Consider the following 14,787-nt stretch of genomic DNA (forward strand, 5'->3'; position numbering starts at 1 on the left):
AGACAAGCACCTGCCCAAAAAGGCCGCCCCCTCGGGCGGCCTTTTTATTCGGTCGCTTTTTTCAGTGGCTCGGCCAGCGCCGATGGCGATCGTCGATGTTGAAGACATGCGCGTGGCGCCAGCCGTGCGGTGTGCGCACGGCATTGGCGATGTGCGGGTCCGCCGGGTCGAGATCCGTGTGTACGTGCTCCAGGACGGACTTGTCGCCACGGACCGGCCACAGAAACAGCGCCGTCAGCACGCCGGCCACCGCGAGCAGACCCAGGACGAGCGCCGTTTCGGCCATGCCTAGCCGCGCGCCCAGCCAGCCCGCGAGCGGATAGGTGACGAGCCAACAGGCGTGTGAGAGGGCGAAGTGGGCCGCGAAGACCGGGGAAAGATCCGCCGTTTGCGCGGAGCGCCGAAGCAGCCGGCCGGAGGGCGTCAGAACCACGGCATAGCAGAAACCGATCACCAGCCACAGAGCCAGAAAGCCCCCCCAGCCGGGCCGGGTGAAGCTGCCGAGGCCGAGTGACAGGCCCAGGAAAAGAGTGCTGACCACCGCGGCACCGGCCAGCATGACCGTTCGGTCGTCGAGGCGGTCGAGCAGTCGCGGCAGGAGCAGCGCGGCCGTCATGCTGCCCGCACCGAAGGCGCCGAGCGCCATCGCCACCTGCGGCTCACCCAGACCGAAGCCCGCGCGCACGATCACCACCGTGTTGACGATGACCATCGCGCCGATCGAAGCCGCGGCCAGATTCAGCGACAACAGGCCGCGCAGGCGCGGCGTCGCAAGGTAGATCCGCATGCCCCGGCTCAGCCGGTCGAGAAAGGGCTGCGCCTGTTGCCCGCGCTCCCTGTGCGGCAATGTCGCCGAAATGACCAGCAGCGCGGACAAAAGAAAGCCGAAGGTCGTGCCGCCAAAAAGCCAATGATAGCTGACGAACAGCAAGGCGAGGCCGGCAAGGACGGGGCTCACCAGGTTCTCGAGATCGTAGGCCAGCCGCGAAAGCGACAGGGCGCGGGTGTACTGGCGCTCGTCCGGCAGGATTTCTGGGATGAGCGCCTGGAATGTCGGCGTGAACGTCGCCGACGCACCCTGCAGCACGAAGATCAGGAGATAGATCTGCCAGATGGAATCCACGAAGGGCAGGCACAGCGCGGCCGCGGCACGGACAAGGTCCATCGCCACCAGCACGCGGCGCGGCGGCAATCTCGAAACGACGGCATTGGCCAGCGGGGACAGCCCCACATAGGCGACCATCTTGATGAAGAACACCATCCCCAAAACGACGCCGGCCTCCCCGCCTGCCGCGTCGAAGGCAAGAAGACCGAGGGCGACCGTCAGCAGTCCGGTTCCCAGAAGAGCGATGATCTGGGCGCCGAACAGACGCTGATAGGTCGGATTGCGCAGCACCTCGAAAAGCATCGGACCCGTCCTTTCAGCTATATGCCCCTACTTTGCACCAAAAAGCCTTCTGAACCAGCCCTTGACGACAGCGCCGATCAGGCTCAACGCGTTGAGCTCGTTGGACCGGGCCCCGCTCGCCTTCCCGCTGCGCGGTTCTCCTTTCGGTTCGCCGCCGCCGGCCGCAGAGGACGTCGGTTGCGCATCGGCCGCGGCATCGCCGCCCGACAGCTCCGCTTCGAGGTTGGCCGCGAAATCCTCCGTCAGCTTGGCGGCCACGGCCTCGACGATGCCGCCGCGCGAAAACTGCGCCAGCGCGCCGGAGAGCGTGTAGTCGACGGCGACGACCACCTTGGTGGCGCCGCCGCCGTCGGCCTCCTCCAGCGCATAGCGGACATTGCCCTTGGCACGCGAGCCCTGGCTCTTGTCGATCCCGGAGCCCTTGATGACACCCGTATAGCCGGCCTCGTCGCGCTCGATGTCGGCCTCGCCGGCGAAATTCGCCTTCACCGGCCCCAGCTTGACGGTCATGCGGCCCTTGGCGTGGTTCGGGGTCGGCGGCTCAGTCAGGCTGGCGCCCGGAAGGCAGCCGACCACGGTCTCGATATCCTGGAAGACGGCCCAGACCTTCTCTCTGGGCTGCGCTACGACAAATTCCTGCTTCAACTCGGCCATTTGGCTCTTTCCTGTTGTCGGCGGGCGAAAGGCCGCGGCTTACTCCGCGCTTTCCACCCCGCACCAGTCGTGAATCGCCAGCGCCATCACCTTGATGGCGGTGATGAAGTCGTTGATCGACACGTACTCGTCATTGGCGTGCATGACGGATGTGGAACCCGGACCGAAAATGACGGTGGGCGTGTCGGCATACTTGTTGAGGAAGCGCGTGTCGGCCGCACCCTGGCGGCCCGAAATCACCGGCTCCTTGCCCGTATGCTCCTTGTAGATGCCGCTCAGCATCTCGACGATCGGATGATCGGTCGGAATTTCCGAGGCCTCGGCATCGTAGCCGACGAAGCGCACCACCGGCGGGTGATCCTTCATCCAGGGATCCTCGGCGGCGACCTTGGCGATCTTGTCGACCAGGCTCTGCTTGACGCCCTCGTGGTCCTCGCCCGGCACGGTGCCGATCGAGCCCTTCAGCACGGCACTGTCAGGGAAGGCGCTGGGATAGCTGCCCGCCTGGAAGCTGCCGATCAGGCACGGCAGGGAGTCGATGGCGACGGGATAGAGCGGATGCGTCACCGTGGCGACGCGCTCGTCCTCGAGCTCCTGCACCGCCTTGACGATCTTGTTGCCGAGTTCGATGCCACTGATGCCCTCGTAGCGCTTCTGGACACCGGCCGGCTTGCCCTGGACGGCGATCTCGAACCAGATGCGCCCGATGCAGGCCGGCTGGATGTGCAGATCGCTGGTCTCGCCGGAAATGCCGGCATCGGCGCGGTAGCCGCGGATGACGGTGTCCAGCGTACCGTGTCCGCTGACCTCCTCGTCGATGACCACGTTGACGTAGACGTCGCCCTTCGTGCGCAGCCCGAGCTGCTTCAGAAACTCGACCGCCAGGATATGGCTGGCCACACCGCTCTTCATGTCGGCCGAGCCGCGCCCGTAGATGCGCCCGACGCGGATCTTCGCCGACCACGGGTCGTCGGTCCAGCCCGATCCATCACCGACCGGGATGACGTCGGTATGGCCGTTGAGAAGCAGCGAGCGGCCGCCGCCGGTGCCCTTGTACGTGGCGACGATGTTGGGCCGGTTCTCGTATCCGCGCGCAACGGGGCGGTAGCCGGGATGCTTCTTGAGTTCCTCCCAGTCCGTCTCCCACATGTCGACATCGAGCCCGATTTTGCGCATGTGCTCGGCGACGAACTTCTGGATCGCCGCCTCGTCTCCGGTAACGCTCGGGATGGCGATCATCCGGCGGAGGAATTCGATCGCGTAGTCGCGGTTCTCCTCGACCTTGTCGATGATGGCCTGGCGATGATCGGTGCTCATTGCTTGCTCCTTTGACGCATATTTGACCCGTAAGAACCCCACTGCCGGACGCGGCTACCGTTCTCAGTTCATCATGTTCGGCAGCCCGAGAACGATCTGCGGAAAGGCGATCATCAGGGCCATGAGGACGATGTTGATGAGGATGAAGGGGATTGCGGCCTTGTAGATATCGCCGATGGTCACGTCCGGCGGGGCGATGCCCTTCATGACGAAAAGCGACAGCCCGAAGGGCGGCGTAATCGTCGCCATCTCCAGATTGAGCATCATGATCGTGCCGAACCAGATCGGGTCCCAGCCCAGGGCATGGATGATCGGCAGGAAGATCGGGATGGTGACCAGCACGATGGAGGTTTGCTCGAGAAACATGCCGAGAAACATGACCACCAGCTGCATCAGGATCAGCAGGATCAGTGGATGAACCGGCAGGTCGGTGGCAAAGCTGGTGATCGCCGTCGTCACGCCGGCGAAGCTCAGAAGCTGGCTGAATCCGGCCGAGCCCGTGAGGATGATCAGGACCATGATCGACAGGGACGTCGCCGAGGCGATCGAGGTACGGATGACCTTCCAGTTGAAATAGCCGTAAAGCGCGGCAAGAATACAGGTGACGAAGGTGCCGAGGGCCGCAGCCTCGGTCGGCGTCGCCACGCCGTAGAAGATGGCCAGGATCACGAAGACAATGATCGAGACCGGTGGCACCAGGTGGATGAAGGTCTCCTTGAGGCGCTGCGACATCGGCACCTGCGGCACCCTGTAGGCCGGCGCCAGTTCCGGATTGAACACGCAGCGCAGAATGATGTAGGTCGCGTACATCATGGCCAGAAGCAGCCCGGGTACCACAATGGCCACGAGGATTTTCGCCACTGAAAAGCCACCCAAGCTGGCGAGCACGATGGCGAGCGTGCTTGGCGGGATCAGGATGGCGAGACTGCCGCTTGCCAGGATCGGCCCGACGGACATCGATTTCGCATAGGCCCTTTCCTTCATCTCGGGCAGGAGGGCTGAGCCGAGAATGGCCACGCTCCCCATCGCCACGCCGGTCAGGGCGCCGAGGACCGCCCCGGTGGTAATTGCCAGCACGGCCAGCCGGCCGGCAACGAAGCCGATCCAGTGGTCGAGAACGTCGATCATCTTCCGGGCTATCCCCGAATGGAACATGATCGCGCCCATCAGGACGAACATCGGTATAGGCACCAGAACGAAGGTCGAGATCGAGCTTTCGATGCTCATGATGATCTGGTTGAATCCCGAGGTGCCGCCCCACAGGAAGTAGACCCCGACCATGTTCACGAGCAGGAAGGCGAACGCGACCGGCAGACCTATGAGCAGCAGGACACCGAGGGCCGAGAAGAAGGCCAGAAGAAATTGCCACCATTCCATGGAGTCTCAAGCCTCCATTTTTATTGTTTCTTGCACGTCGAAAGCGCCGCGATGGGCGGCTATCGCGCGACGCACGAATTCGATACCAAGCAAAAGAGCGCCGACGGGGATCGGAAAGAGCCCGATGGCCCGCGGGATTTCCAGCTCCTGGACCACCATTATGCCGCGGGCCAGAGAGGTCTGAACGGCGACGAAACCGTAATAGCTGACGATGAAGCAGATGATAGCGCCGATGACGGAGTTGAGAACGATGAGGTTGCGCCTTACGGCCGCTCGCGTCGTGCTCAACACCAGGTCGACGGTGACGTGACTGTCGTTGCGCAAAACCCAAACGCTACCGAGAAAGGTCATATAGACCATGGCGGTTCCGCTGAGCTGGTCGATCCCGATGATCCCCTGCCCCGCGATTCCGCGCAAGCCGACCTTGAAAACGGTGGCCAGCATGATGGCCACCAGAAGAAGTCCGGCAAGCACGGCAAAAAAATTGACGATCCAAGTGAAGATCTTCTCTAGCAGTTGCATGCGCAACCCCCGACGCCGCGTTGTCTTTATCGCTTATTGGGCCGCAGCCGCGTCACCGGAGCGCGCGGCCGCGGTTGTGCGGGGAGAGCGCGTCACTCGCGCCCGAGCAGGCGCGAAACCTCGGCGACCTGATCCTCGGTCAGGACCTCCTGATAGTACTCCCACAGCGCGTCGTTGGCGATCTCGGTCCACTTCTCCGAATCCGCCTCGGAGATGGGCAGGATCTCCATTCCGGCCGCCTTCATCTTCTCGATCTGCTCCTGCTCGTTCTGCAGGAACCAATCCTGTGCGAAGGTCTGCGCCTCGACCACGGCCTCGGTCAGGATATCCTGCACCTCGGGCGACAGGCTTTCCCACTTGTCGAGATTCATGGCCAGGCCCGCACCACTGCGATACATGGGCTGATCGACCAGATTTTCGGTCACCTCTTCCCAGCCGTTGTTGGTGTAGCCGTCGGCCACGGGCCAGGTGAACCCGTCGACCGTGCCGCGATCGATGGCCAGGAAGATGTCGCTCGGCGGGAGCGTGATCGGCTCGGCCCCGACCGCCTCCACGAAGTGGCGCAGCAGCGGCGCGACGCGGATCTTCTTGCCCTGAAGGTCCTCCACCGAGTCGACCTCGAAATTGGTGCTCAGCTTGTGCGTGCCGACACCGACGTCGCCGGCCGCATGCGCAAGATAGCGCACGCCTTTCTCGGCGAACATGTCGACCAGATATTCATAGATTTCCGAGCCGGGGCCGCCGTCGGGAACCTTGAGATCGGACAATTCGGTGAAGTCGCCACCGGGAACGACGCCGGCCCAATAGTTCGGCGCTCCGTACCAGACGTCGAAGACGCCGTTCACCAGCGCCTCGGGCTGATCGAAGGTCGGCACCACGTCGGATGCGCCGAGATACCTGATCTCCACCTTGCCTTCACCCAGGCGATTGACCGCTTCCATGAACTTGTTGCCGATCTCGGCCGTGGGCGAAGGCCCGATCGGAAACGCGCCGACCATCCTGAGCGTGACCTTCTCCTGTGCAACGGCAATGGTGGCGGTGCTCGAAAGCGCGGCCACCACGAGCGCTCCTAGAGCCGCCTTGATCGCTTTGTTCATTCCGTTCTCCCTTGCGTTGTTCCAATGTTCTGGCGGCCGCTGGCCGCTTCAGCCGTCTGTTCCCCTCAGCCATCCTGAGCGAGGCTGACATGGCCAAACCTAATACGTTGATCGCATTTTTGTCTACAATCTTTTTTTCATTGCATACAACAGGCCCGATGGGTAGGTTCCTCGCAGGCTGCAACAGCCACGCCCGCGCGCCTGCGGGCGCGTCGGTTTCGATTGTGGTCGGAACCCACGTAACCCCTATGCCCTCGGTGCCTGCACCAAGGGCTTGCAACCAACGGACTTGCAGATGAGGCCTTCGGAATTCGAGTATCATAAGGCGGAGAGCCTGGAGCAGGCGCTGGCGCTGCTTCAGGAGTTTGGAGACGAGGGCCGGCCGATTGCCGGCGGCCAGAGCCTCGTGCCGATGATGAACCTGCGGCTGGCCCGCCCCGCTCACCTGGTCGACATCAACGGCCTCGGGCTGGATGGCATCGAAGAAGGGGGCGGCGTCATCCGCATCGGCGCCCTCGTGCGCCACGAAACTTATCTCGCCGAGCCACTCATTATCGACAATTTTCCGGCCTTCATCGACGGAGTACACGCCATCGGGCATCCCACCATCCGCCGCAACGGCACGATTGGCGGGAGCCTGGCCCATTCGGACCCCACGGCCGAATTGCCGCTTTTGTGCATGCTTCATGACGGGGAGATCATCGCCGCTTCCGCCGGGGGTGAACGCCGCATCCCCGCCACGCAGTTCTTCGAAGGCGCTTATATGACGGTGCTGGAGCCGGGCGAGATGATCGTCGCCGTCGAACTGCCCGTTCCGCCGGCGTCCTCCTCGGGCGCCTTTGTCGAGATGGCGGAACGGCGTGGGGATTTCGCGATTGCCGCCTGCGGCGTGACATTGGAGCACGCCGCAGGCGGCGTCACCCGCGCGGCGGTCGCCTGTTCGGGCGCCGGCCAGACGGCCATGCGCGCTCCGCAACTGGAGGAAGCGCTGGAAGGCCTGGAGCTGGCACGCCCGGATGCCGCGGCCGCCATCGCCGCCTTCACCGAAACCCTCAATCCCCCCGACGATCATTCCGCCAGCGCGGACTATCGCCGCGCGCTGATCGGGCAGTTGGTGGAACGGGCCCTTTCCGTCGCCTGTTCCCGCGCAATGGAGGCATCATGATCGAGATCACCCTCGAAGTGAACGGCGAGACGCGCCGGCTCAGCGTCGAATCGCGCCGGCTGCTCGCCGACGTTCTGCGTCAGGAGTTCAACCTGTCGGGCGTGCACATCGGCTGCGCCCAGGGCGCCTGCGGCTGCTGCACGGTCCATCTCGACGGCAAGCCACGCCTGTCCTGCCTCACCTTCGCCGCCCAATGCGACGGAATGTCGGTCCGCACCGTGGAAAGCGTCGGCGGCGTCGACGCCGACCACCCGCTGCAAAAGGCCTTCCGCAGCGAGCACGGCCTGCAGTGCGGCTATTGCACGCCGGGTTTCATCATGACGCTCATCCCGTTCGTCGACGCGATGACGGCCGAGGGACGCATGCCGGGCGACGAGGAGATCCGCGAAGCCATGAGCGGCAATATCTGCCGCTGCACCGGCTATCAGGGCATCGTCGAAGCGGTGCGTAAGGTCATCGGCGAAAATCTCAAGGAGGGCGCGCAGGCATGACCCAGCATATGGACCGGCCAAAACACATCGGCGCCCGGATTCAGCGTTTCGAGGACACGCGCCTGCTTGCCGGCACGGCGCGCTATATCGACGACATCCGGCTGCCGAACATGCTGCATCTGCGCTTCGTCCGCGCGCAGATGGCGCATGCGAAAATCCTGGAGATCGACACCGAGGCGCTCGCGGACATCGGATTCCCGACGCAGGTCTTCACCGGCGCCGACATCGGCGATCTGTCGATCAAGGCGCACCAGGACTATCCGGAGATGCAGTATTCGGAGCAGCCCCTGCTCGCCAGGGATCGCGTCCGCTTCGTCGGCGAGGCGGTCGCCGCGGTGCTGGCCGATGACGCCTACCGGGCGGAGGACGCCGCCGAGATGGTCTTTGTCGACTATGATCCCTTGGAAGTGGTCACGACCATGGATCAGGCGCGCGATCCGGAGGTCCCGGGCCTCTTCGAGGGATGGCGCACCAACGTCTTCGTGGAACGGCAGATGAAGGGCGGCGACATCGCCAGGGCGAAGGCCGAGGCCGCCCATGTGATCACGCGCACTTACACCACCCAGCGCCAGGCCGGCGTGCCCATGGAGGGGCGCGGCGTCGCCGCCGAATACGATCCCGCCAGCCGGACGCTGACCGTATGGTCCTCGACGCAGATCCCGCATCTCGTGCGCACCTATATCGCGGAGGAACTGGGGTTGCCGGAATCGCGCCTGCGCGTCGTCGCCCCGGATGTCGGCGGCGGCTTCGGCGTCAAGGGACAGGTCTTCCCGGAGGAGGTCCTCGTCCCCTGGCTGGCGATGAAGACGGGCCGTCCGGTGAAATGGGTGGAGGACCGCCGCGAACATCTCACCTCCAGCATCCACGCCCGTGACCACAGCCATACGCTCGAGGCCTATGTTTCCGCCGACGGCCGGCTTCTCGGGCTGAAAGCCGACATCAGCGTGGATGTCGGCGCCTATTCCACCTTCCCGTTCACCGCCGCCGGCGACCCCGGCATGGCGGCGAAGGTGATGCCCGGCCCGTATGACTTCCAGCACTACGAAGCCACCTTCCGCGCCCTGGCGACCAACAAGTGCCCGATCGGCACCTATCGCGGCGTCGGGCGCCCGTCCGCCGTGTTCTCGCAGGAGCGGCTGATGGACGACATCGCCAAGGAGCTCGGCCTCGATCCCATCGCCTTCCGTCTCAAGAACGTCGTCCGGAACTTCCCCTACACCAATGCGCTCGGCTTCACCTATGATCCCGGCTCGTACGCAGAGACCCTGGAGAAGGCCCGCGACCTTCTGGCCGAGGATCGCGCGGCGGCCGAAACCTCGCACAAGGATCCGCACAAAAGGATCGGCGTCGGCCTTGCCTGCTTCGTCGAGCAGACCGCGCACGGCACGCCCGACTTCACCCGCCGCCGCGTGCCCATCGAGACCGGCTATATCGCCGCCCGGGTGGAGATGACGCCCGACGGACAGGCCTTCGTCGACATCGGCCTGCAGAACCACGGCCAGGGCCACGAGACCGTCATGGCCCAGGTCGCCGCCGATGCCCTGGGGATCGATCCGGCGGATGTGCATGTGCGTCACGGCGACACGCTGACGACCCCCTATTCCGTCGGCACATGGGGCAGCCGCGGCGGGGCGCTCGGTGGCGGCGCGGTGCATGTCGCCGCCACCCGCATAGCCGACAAGCTCAAGGCCATTGCCGGCCATCTTCTTCAGGCCGACCCGCAGAAGATCGTCCTGCAGAACGGTGCGGCCCATCCGGAAGGCCATCCCGACAGGCATATCGCCGTCGCCAAGCTGGCGCGCGCCGCGCTGCGCAATGTCGACCAGCTGCCGGCAGGAATGGAACCGGGGCTGGAGGTGCAATATTCGCTCGACGGACCCAATGACGGCACATATTCCAATGCCGTCCACGCGGCGGTGGTCGAGATCGACACCAAAACCGGCAAGATGCGGCTCAAACGCTTCGTCGTGGTCGAGGACTGCGGCACCATCCTGAACCCGCTCATCGTCGACGGCCAGGTGCGCGGCGGCGTCGTGCAGGGCATCGGCTCGGCCATGCTCGAGCACTTCATCTATGACGAGGAAGGCCAGCCCCTCACCGTCACCTTCGCCGACTATCTGATGCCGCTGGCGACCGAGATACCGGAGATCGAACTGCATCACATCGAAACGCCGACACCGCTCACGCCGCTCGGCGCAAAGGGCCTCGGCGAAGGCGGCGCGATCGGGCCGGCGGCGGCGATCGCCAATGCCGTCGCCGACGCGCTCGGCATCGAGGTGTCGAAGACGCCGCTCAACGCCAACGCGCTGTGGCATCTGGCACGGCAGGCCGAGCAGACCCGGGCCGCGTAACGGAAAAGGCATCGCCTTTTGCCGGCGTGCCTTTCAGGGCTGTCGCGCGCGGCGGCCCCTTTCATTTCGGCATGCCCGCTGATAGGAACACCTTGTCGACAAGATGTTCCTATTGGCAGGGTGCGGACTCATGAACGAACAAACCTCCGCCGCCTCGGAGGCGAACGGCGCCAAGCGCAAGCGCGGACTCGGCGTGGCCACAGCCTATGCCACCCTCAAGCGGGAGATCCTGGAACTCAAGATTCCGCCCGGCAGCCTCATCGACGAAATCAAGCTGACCGAGCGTTTCGGCATGTCGCGGACGCCCATCCGCGAGGCGCTTGTGCGGCTGGCGAGCGACGGACTGGTCGTCACCCTCCCCAACCGCTCGACCGTCGTCGCGCCGATCGATTTCCTGGAGATGCCGCAGTTCTTCGATGCGCTTTCGCTGATGTACCGGGTGACCACGCGGTTGGCCGCCGCCAACCGAACGGAGGATGAGATCGCCACGATCCGCGCGCTGCAGACAGGTTATGCCGAAGCCGTGGCGGCAAAGGACGTCTCCGGCATGATCGAGGTGAATCGCAACTTTCACGCCGAGATCGCAAGGGCGGGCAAGAACCGCTATTATACCGAGCTCTTCGAGCGGTTGCTCGACGAGGGGCGCCGCCTTCTGCGCTTCTACTATTCCTCCTTCAATGACGAACTGCCACGCGCCTATCTCGACGAGCACGAGGAGATGGTCGCCGCCATCGAAGCCCAGGACGTGGCGCGCGCAGACCGCGTGGCCCGGGCGCACGCGGACCAGATCGTCCGCCAGATTCAGGCCTATATCGCCGCCGACCGCCGCGTGAACGCCGAACTGACGCTCTGACGGTAGGCCTACCGGCCGCATTCTCCCCGCAAAAAATGACAGCCGTGGAGTGCCGCCGAACGTTACGCCGGATTTCATGTATATTTGTTGTCGACATGAAAAGTCTTCTGCATTAGCCTGCATCGTGGCTGGAGCCGGCGCGCGTCCGGCCAGTGAAACCTTCGGTTCCGTGCGGCGGGCGACCGGAACCGCCTGGCGCCATGCACAGGCCCGTGGAACAGACAAACAAGAGGGGATTGTAATGTTCGAACACATCAGAAAATGGGGGTTGATCGTGCCGCTCCTGATGGTGGGCACGACTGCCACGGCTCAGGAGGTCACCTGGCAGGTGCCGACCTCGGTGCCCGAGGGCTCGCCGTTCTACATCAATTTTCTCGAGCGCTTCGCCGAGAACGTCGACGTTCTGACCGAGGGCCGTGTCGAGATCGAACCTTTTGGCGCCGGCGTTCTCGTGCCCGCCCTGCAGGTCTATGACGGCGTACGCGACGGCATCGTCCAGGCCGGCCACTCCACGCCGAGCTACCGGGTCAACCAGGACCCGATCAACGCGATCTTCGCCGGCTTTCCCGGCGGCATGGGCCCCGAGGCCTACATCACCTGGATTTACGAGGGCGGCGGCAAGGAAGCGCTCTACGAACTGCGCGCCGAGGAAGGCTTCAAGAGCCTGATCGTCGGCATCGGCTCTTCGGAAATCATGGCCCATGCCAACGTGCCGATCCGCACTGCCGAGGACCTCAAGGGCGTCAAGTACCGCACGTCCGGCCCCTGGGCCGAGGTGATGGGCGAATATTTCGGCGCCGTGCCGACGGTCGTGCCTCCCGGTGAAATCTACACGCTTCTGCAGCGCAAGGGCGTCGATCTGGTCGAGTGGGGCCCGCCCTCGGGCAACCTGCCGGAAGGCTTCCATGAAGCGGCGAAGTACATCATCGTGCCCGGCGTCCATCAGCCGACCTTCCTGTGGGAGGTGGTTCTCAAGCAGGAAACCTGGGACGCGCTCGATGATGAGCTGAAGCCGCTGGTCGAAAAGGCCGCGGACCTGACGACGATGCAGGCACTGCTGCACTTCTACAGCGAAGACCTCAAAGCGATGGAGACCTATCGCGAAGGACCCAACGAGATCATCACCCTCGATCCCGAATTCGTGACCGAGCTGTCCGAAGCCGGCGTCGACTGGATCACCAAGAAGGCCGCGGCCCTGAAGGAGGAAGACAAGCCCCAGATGGCGGAACTGCTTTCCGACTATATGGCTTTCAAGGACCGCTGGTCTTCCGAAAGCAGCTACCTGATCCGCAACGAAGACTGAAAACGCAAGGATCGGAGACGACCGGAATGAATCGGCTGTTCAGGACGGTGGACGCGATGTCGGGAGCGCTTTCCCGCGTTGCGGAACTGATAACCCTCGTGCTGGTCGTCTCCATGATCTATGAGGTCGCGGCGCGCTATGTCTTCGGCGCGCCCACCATCTGGGCGTTCGACATCTCCTACATGTGCACCGGAACGCTCTTCGTCCTCGGCGCCGCCTACGCGCTGCGCCAGGACGCCCATGTGCGCATCGACTTCCTCGCACAGAAGATGCCGTCCGGCGTTCGCCGCGCCATCGAGGGCATCGTTTTCTTCATCCTGTTGACCCCCATCTTCGCGGGCCTGTCCTGGTTCGCGATCGGCCGCGCCTGGCGTGCCTATGCGACAGGCGAGGTGGAGATGGTCAGCCCCTGGGCGCCCCTCATGTGGCCCTTCTACACCATGCTGGCGCTGGGCCTGGTGGCACTTACCCTCCAGATCGCCGTGCAGGGCCTGCGCGCCTTCCGGGGCGAGACCAACACCGATTTCGATCTGGAAGCCTGAGCCATGCTCATTGCCGCGCTCATGTTTCCAATGCTGTTCCTGCTCGTCCTTTCGGGCATTCCGATTGCCTTTTCGCTCGCCGTGGTTTCGGCTGGAGCGGGGCTGATTGCCTTCGGGCCGAACGCTTTCGGGCAGCTCTACGGCTCTTTCTATTCCGCCGCCACGAACTTTATCCTCGCGGCGATCCCGATGTTCGTCCTGATGGGAGCGATTCTCGAACGCTCAGGCATCGCCGAGCGGCTCTTCCGAGTCATGCAGCTCTGGATGTCGCGCCTACCGGGCGGGCTCGCCGTCGCCACCATCGCCATGGGCGCGATCTTCGCCGCCGCCGCCGGCGTCGTCGGCGCCGTCGAGGTGATGATCGGCATGATGGCGATTCCGGCCATGAAGCGCTACCGCTACGACAACAGCCTGATCGCCGGCACGATCTGCGCGGGCGGCTCGCTGGGCACCATGATCCCGCCCTCGGTCATCGCGGTGATGTATGCCTCGCTTGCTCAGATGTCGGTGGGCGAGCTTCTTGCCGGCATGATGCTGCCGGGGCTTTTGATGGTGGGGCTGTTCATCCTATTCCTCCTGGTCCACGGTCTGGTGCGTCCGCCCGAAAAACCCGACGCGGAAGACGATTTCGCCGACGTTCCGCTGGCGGAGAAGCTGCGCCTGACCGCTACGTCCCTCCTGCCCATCTTCGCCCTGATCTTTGCCGTGCTCGGCTCGCTGCTCGCCGGTATCGCCTCGCCGACCGAAGCCGCCTCCGTGGGTGCGGTGGGCGCGTTGATCCTATGCATCGCCTATGGCCGGTTCAGCCTCGGCATGCTGCGCGAATCCTTGAAGATCACCGTGCGCATCTCGGCTATGATCCTGCTGATCGTGGCGGCCGGCACCATGTTCATGGGCACCTTCGCGGCCAATGGCGGGTCGCGCCTCATCCGCACCATGGTCGAAACCGCCGGGCTCGGCGACGCGGGCATGATCGCGCTGTTCCTGCTGATCGTCCTACTCCTCGGCTTCGTCCTCGACTGGACCGCGAACGTGCTGATCTGCGTGCCGCTCTTCACACCCTTCATCCGCGCCGCCGGCATCGATCCGATATGGTTCGGCACGATGGTGATCGTCGTGATCCAGACGAGCTATCTCACGCCGCCCATGGCATCGTCGATCTTCTACCTGAAATCCATTGCGCCGCCCGACATGACATACGGCCAGATGTGCCGGGGCGTGACACCCTTCATTCTGCTGCAACTGGTGACCCTGGTCGCGATCGCGCTCTTTCCCGAGCTCACGACCTGGCTGCCCTCCAAGATTGTGGGGTTCTGACCGACCGTCCCCCTCCCCTAACGGGCACATCCGGCGCGATGCCATTGTCAGAAGCGCAGTCGCATACCGCCGAACTCCCGGTGCCCGGCACACCCGAAGGATAGAAAGATGGCTGACAACATTTTCACAGGCACAATTCCCGCCCTGATGACGCCCTGCACGGCGGAGCGCACACCCGACTACGCCGCGCTCGTGAAGAAGGGCAAGGAGCTGATCGAAGCGGGCATGTCCGCCGTCGTCTATTGCGGCTCGATGGGCGACTGGCCGCTTCTGACGGACGCCGAACGCATGGAGGGCGTGGCGCGGCTCGTCGCGGCGGGCGTGCCCACCATCGTCGGCACCGGCGCAGTGAACACCAGGCAGGCGGTGACCCATGCGGCGCACGCCGCC

At 64.3% G+C, this 14,787-nt stretch carries 14 protein-coding genes; 8 read left to right on the top strand and 6 right to left on the bottom strand.

Annotation, left to right across the window (positions count from 1 at the left end):
• Nucleotides 1-61: 61 nt before the first annotated feature.
• The 6 genes from ACFP9U_RS04195 to dctP (ACFP9U_RS04220) form a co-directional block, all read right to left on the bottom strand.
• Nucleotides 62-1,408 (bottom strand): MFS transporter, encoded by a 1,347-nt coding sequence (locus ACFP9U_RS04195; RefSeq protein WP_378619248.1) that lies wholly within the window; start codon nucleotides 1,406-1,408, stop codon nucleotides 62-64.
• 27 nt (nucleotides 1,409-1,435) lie between these two features.
• Nucleotides 1,436-2,062 (bottom strand): SRPBCC family protein, encoded by a 627-nt coding sequence (locus ACFP9U_RS04200; RefSeq protein WP_378619249.1) that lies wholly within the window; start codon nucleotides 2,060-2,062, stop codon nucleotides 1,436-1,438.
• A gap of 39 nt (nucleotides 2,063-2,101) precedes the next feature.
• Nucleotides 2,102-3,379, bottom strand: coding sequence for an ArgE/DapE family deacylase (locus ACFP9U_RS04205; RefSeq protein ID WP_378619250.1), 1,278 nt, complete (start codon nucleotides 3,377-3,379; stop codon nucleotides 2,102-2,104).
• Nucleotides 3,380-3,442: 63 nt separating this feature from the next.
• Nucleotides 3,443-4,756 carry a TRAP transporter large permease gene (locus ACFP9U_RS04210; protein WP_378619251.1) on the bottom strand — a complete coding sequence of 438 codons (1,314 nt, stop codon included), beginning with the start codon at nucleotides 4,754-4,756 and terminating at the stop codon, nucleotides 3,443-3,445.
• 6 nt (nucleotides 4,757-4,762) lie between these two features.
• Entirely contained in the window at nucleotides 4,763-5,278 is a 516-nt protein-coding gene (locus tag ACFP9U_RS04215) for a TRAP transporter small permease (RefSeq protein WP_322449434.1), read from the bottom strand.
• A 92-nt stretch (nucleotides 5,279-5,370) separates the two neighbouring features.
• Entirely contained in the window at nucleotides 5,371-6,375 is a 1,005-nt protein-coding gene (gene dctP / locus ACFP9U_RS04220) for a TRAP transporter substrate-binding protein DctP (RefSeq protein ID WP_378619252.1), read from the bottom strand.
• A gap of 295 nt (nucleotides 6,376-6,670) precedes the next feature.
• Between dctP (ACFP9U_RS04220) and ACFP9U_RS04225 the strand changes: the two genes are divergently transcribed.
• From ACFP9U_RS04225 to ACFP9U_RS04260, 8 genes are all read left to right on the top strand, one after another.
• Nucleotides 6,671-7,540 (top strand): FAD binding domain-containing protein, encoded by an 870-nt coding sequence (locus tag ACFP9U_RS04225; RefSeq protein WP_378619253.1) that lies wholly within the window; start codon nucleotides 6,671-6,673, stop codon nucleotides 7,538-7,540.
• Nucleotides 7,537-8,031: a (2Fe-2S)-binding protein gene (locus tag ACFP9U_RS04230; protein ID WP_378619254.1), complete on the top strand. Its 495-nt coding sequence runs from the start codon at nucleotides 7,537-7,539 to the stop codon at nucleotides 8,029-8,031. Before ACFP9U_RS04225 ends, ACFP9U_RS04230 begins: the two co-directional genes overlap by 4 nt.
• The gene (locus ACFP9U_RS04235) at nucleotides 8,028-10,382 is read left to right on the top strand and encodes a xanthine dehydrogenase family protein molybdopterin-binding subunit (protein WP_378619257.1); all 2,355 of its coding nucleotides are present in this window, start codon (nucleotides 8,028-8,030) and stop codon (nucleotides 10,380-10,382) included. The genes ACFP9U_RS04230 and ACFP9U_RS04235 overlap by 4 nt, the downstream gene beginning before the upstream one ends.
• A 130-nt stretch (nucleotides 10,383-10,512) precedes the next feature.
• Nucleotides 10,513-11,235: a GntR family transcriptional regulator gene (locus ACFP9U_RS04240; protein ID WP_378619258.1), complete on the top strand. Its 723-nt coding sequence runs from the start codon at nucleotides 10,513-10,515 to the stop codon at nucleotides 11,233-11,235.
• Nucleotides 11,236-11,476: 241 nt separating this feature from the next.
• Nucleotides 11,477-12,538, top strand: a complete 1,062-nt coding sequence (gene dctP / locus ACFP9U_RS04245) for a TRAP transporter substrate-binding protein DctP (RefSeq protein WP_378619260.1) — start codon at nucleotides 11,477-11,479, stop codon at nucleotides 12,536-12,538.
• 26 nt (nucleotides 12,539-12,564) lie between these two features.
• Nucleotides 12,565-13,080 carry a TRAP transporter small permease subunit gene (locus ACFP9U_RS04250; RefSeq protein WP_378619261.1) on the top strand — a complete coding sequence of 172 codons (516 nt, stop codon included), beginning with the start codon at nucleotides 12,565-12,567 and terminating at the stop codon, nucleotides 13,078-13,080.
• A gap of 3 nt (nucleotides 13,081-13,083) precedes the next feature.
• Nucleotides 13,084-14,397, top strand: a complete 1,314-nt coding sequence (locus ACFP9U_RS04255) for a TRAP transporter large permease (protein ID WP_378619263.1) — start codon at nucleotides 13,084-13,086, stop codon at nucleotides 14,395-14,397.
• Nucleotides 14,398-14,505: 108 nt separating this feature from the next.
• Nucleotides 14,506-14,787, top strand: a 282-nt coding sequence (locus ACFP9U_RS04260) for a dihydrodipicolinate synthase family protein (protein WP_378619265.1), incomplete at its 3' end; no start/stop codon positions are given.

This window comes from Nitratireductor sp. GCM10026969 (assembly GCF_042660605.1).
Taxonomy (GTDB): Bacteria; Pseudomonadota; Alphaproteobacteria; order Rhizobiales; family Rhizobiaceae; genus Chelativorans.

What these genes read in the sequence shown, in the direction of transcription:
- ACFP9U_RS04195 (WP_378619248.1), bottom strand. Translation starts at nt 1,408, where the DNA reads ATGCTTTTCGAGGTGCTGCGCAATCCGACCTATCAGCGTCTGTTCGGC.
- ACFP9U_RS04200 (WP_378619249.1), bottom strand. Translation starts at nt 2,062, where the DNA reads ATGGCCGAGTTGAAGCAGGAATTTGTCGTAGCGCAGCCCAGAGAGAAG.
- ACFP9U_RS04205 (WP_378619250.1), bottom strand. Translation starts at nt 3,379, where the DNA reads ATGAGCACCGATCATCGCCAGGCCATCATCGACAAGGTCGAGGAGAAC.
- ACFP9U_RS04210 (WP_378619251.1), bottom strand. Translation starts at nt 4,756, where the DNA reads ATGGAATGGTGGCAATTTCTTCTGGCCTTCTTCTCGGCCCTCGGTGTC.
- ACFP9U_RS04215 (WP_322449434.1), bottom strand. Translation starts at nt 5,278, where the DNA reads ATGCAACTGCTAGAGAAGATCTTCACTTGGATCGTCAATTTTTTTGCC.
- dctP (WP_378619252.1), bottom strand. Translation starts at nt 6,375, where the DNA reads ATGAACAAAGCGATCAAGGCGGCTCTAGGAGCGCTCGTGGTGGCCGCG.
- ACFP9U_RS04225 (WP_378619253.1), top strand. Translation starts at nt 6,671, where the DNA reads ATGAGGCCTTCGGAATTCGAGTATCATAAGGCGGAGAGCCTGGAGCAG.
- ACFP9U_RS04230 (WP_378619254.1), top strand. Translation starts at nt 7,537, where the DNA reads ATGATCGAGATCACCCTCGAAGTGAACGGCGAGACGCGCCGGCTCAGC.
- ACFP9U_RS04235 (WP_378619257.1), top strand. Translation starts at nt 8,028, where the DNA reads ATGACCCAGCATATGGACCGGCCAAAACACATCGGCGCCCGGATTCAG.
- ACFP9U_RS04240 (WP_378619258.1), top strand. Translation starts at nt 10,513, where the DNA reads ATGAACGAACAAACCTCCGCCGCCTCGGAGGCGAACGGCGCCAAGCGC.
- dctP (WP_378619260.1), top strand. Translation starts at nt 11,477, where the DNA reads ATGTTCGAACACATCAGAAAATGGGGGTTGATCGTGCCGCTCCTGATG.
- ACFP9U_RS04250 (WP_378619261.1), top strand. Translation starts at nt 12,565, where the DNA reads ATGAATCGGCTGTTCAGGACGGTGGACGCGATGTCGGGAGCGCTTTCC.
- ACFP9U_RS04255 (WP_378619263.1), top strand. Translation starts at nt 13,084, where the DNA reads ATGCTCATTGCCGCGCTCATGTTTCCAATGCTGTTCCTGCTCGTCCTT.